The 1,967-nt window shown below is 37.3% G+C and carries 1 protein-coding gene; it reads right to left on the minus strand.

Annotated elements, in window-relative coordinates:
- Positions 1-80: 80 nt before the first annotated feature.
- Positions 81-1,835, minus strand: a complete 1,755-nt coding sequence (locus tag K6V48_RS11585) for an IS1634 family transposase (RefSeq protein WP_222369848.1) — start codon at positions 1,833-1,835, stop codon at positions 81-83.
- Positions 1,836-1,967 lie beyond the last annotated feature (132 nt).

Below are 1,967 nucleotides of genomic sequence, written 5' to 3' on the forward strand. Positions count from 1 at the left end.
CCCATCTTTGACAGTTTTAAACGACAAAAACCTCCCTAACCCTATGCATATCAAGGGTTTAGAGAGGTTTTCTTTTTATATCAAAAATGCGTACTTTTTCTCGATTTTGACGCTTGTAAAATTTTTTTCATCTTTTTTTCGCTAATAATTTGATAATCACTTCTGAAACCAAATGTCTGATGCAATTCATCAGTAATAGCGGTCCGAGTATAGTTTGGTAGGTAACCAAAACCAGGAAGGTACCTAAAGGTGTATGACCGTAAGGTTTCAATGAGTTCAGTACATGTGAATTGCTTCTGAACCGCCAGCTCTAAGTAGCGATAGATTATAAGAGCAAGGAAGCAAGTTGTGAAGTGAGCAGAAATGCGATCTTCTCGACTTAAATAAACTGGTCTAGCTTTCAATTCATGTTTCATAATACGGAAACATTCTTCAATCTCCCATCGTCTCTGATTAATGGAAACAATGGTCTCAATCGAATCGTCTAAGTTTGTCGTCACCGCATAAATTCCATCAAATCTTGCTTCAGAAAGAACACGTTCCTCGTCCAACTCAATAAACGTTTTCTCAGCTATTTCCCCATCCCTTGTTGTCTCTATTACTTTGAGGAAACGCTTAGGATCTGTAGATTGTTTCTTCTTGTAATCAGCTGGTTTTCCAATCCATTTTGAAGCACGTTGAATCTGGCGTTCGCGTATGCTTCTTTGGTAATCTCTGTATTTAGCTGAGAAGGTTACAATCAATCTCTGATCTTCTAGACCATCTTGAGGTAAAGGGCATTCTTTGTAAAAGACTTGTCTATAGAGAAGGTCTGGGTTGCTCTCGTCTAGTGCAGAAATATCATAGAATGTTTCAGACTTATCCCCCATCAACCGCCAACCTGTAGAAGATGTTGCCCAGTCTTTGTCTTCTTTCTTTAACTTTTTGACAGATTGAGTTGTGACAAAAGCTCTCCCGCTGATGTTATTGTAGCGCTTATTACCAATAGAAGAAAGTCCAGCATCTGTACAGACCACAAATTGAGCTTTTTCAAAATCCTTGATAATCTTCTTCTCTAAAGGTTTCATAGTCGTCTGTTCATTTGTATTACCAGGTGTTATCGAGAAAGCTAATGGAATTCCTTGAGAATCCATAAATAAGCCCATTTGAACGATTGGATTCGGTCGATGTTCTTTAGAATAGCCATATTGTCTCAATTTCCCCTCCTCATCTTCTTCCTCAATTTCGAAATAGAAATTTGTACAGTCGTAATAGAGAACGTCTGTTTTACGAGAGAAAAGAGCAGCTGAGTTTTTATAGAGTTGTTCTTGAATAAAGTCAGTCTCTTTGGCAATGATTTCTAATCCTCGGTAGAGGTGCTGGAGTTCCAGAGTTTTAGGCTCTAGGAGAGTTTGTGAAAAATGAGCGGTAGACCGTTTAGAGGATGGGAATAGGATTCTGCCGTAGAGGAGACGAGACAGAATGGTATCTAAGTGAAAACTAAAGTGATACCTCTTCTGAATATCTTGACAGATTTTATCCAATCCCAACTGATAATAGATATTCTGTAGAAATAAATATCCCCCATGATATTCATTTCGTTGGTTTTGTTTCAACTGCTTATTCTCATGTAGTTTGACTAATATTTCTTGTTTATCTTCTTTATCGAGTTCGGTTAACTCTTTAGCCCGCAATTTTGCCCATTCCATAGGTTCCATTTCGGGATGTAGCTGTTGAAGAGTTTCATGATTGCCGAGATTTTCAACAATGGTAGAAGTTCTTTTATTTCCAACCTTAATATCTTTGATAATGGCATAATTGATTGTGTTTTTAGATACTGATTTTTTAACTCTCATAGATTCGCACCTCACTCTATTATACCACAGTACGAGAAAGTACGCAAGAAATGTATACAAAAATTTGACAAAAAAATAGCGCTATATCAATGATTAGAGCACTTTTGCGTCATTCAAACTGTCAAATTCCCG

This window comes from Streptococcus suis (assembly GCF_019794555.1).
GTDB classification, from domain to species: domain Bacteria; phylum Bacillota; class Bacilli; order Lactobacillales; family Streptococcaceae; genus Streptococcus; species Streptococcus suis_AB.

Coding starts and splice junctions, on each gene's coding strand:
- K6V48_RS11585 (WP_222369848.1), bottom strand. CDS start 1,835: ATGAGAGTTAAAAAATCAGTATCTAAAAACACAATCAATTATGCCATT.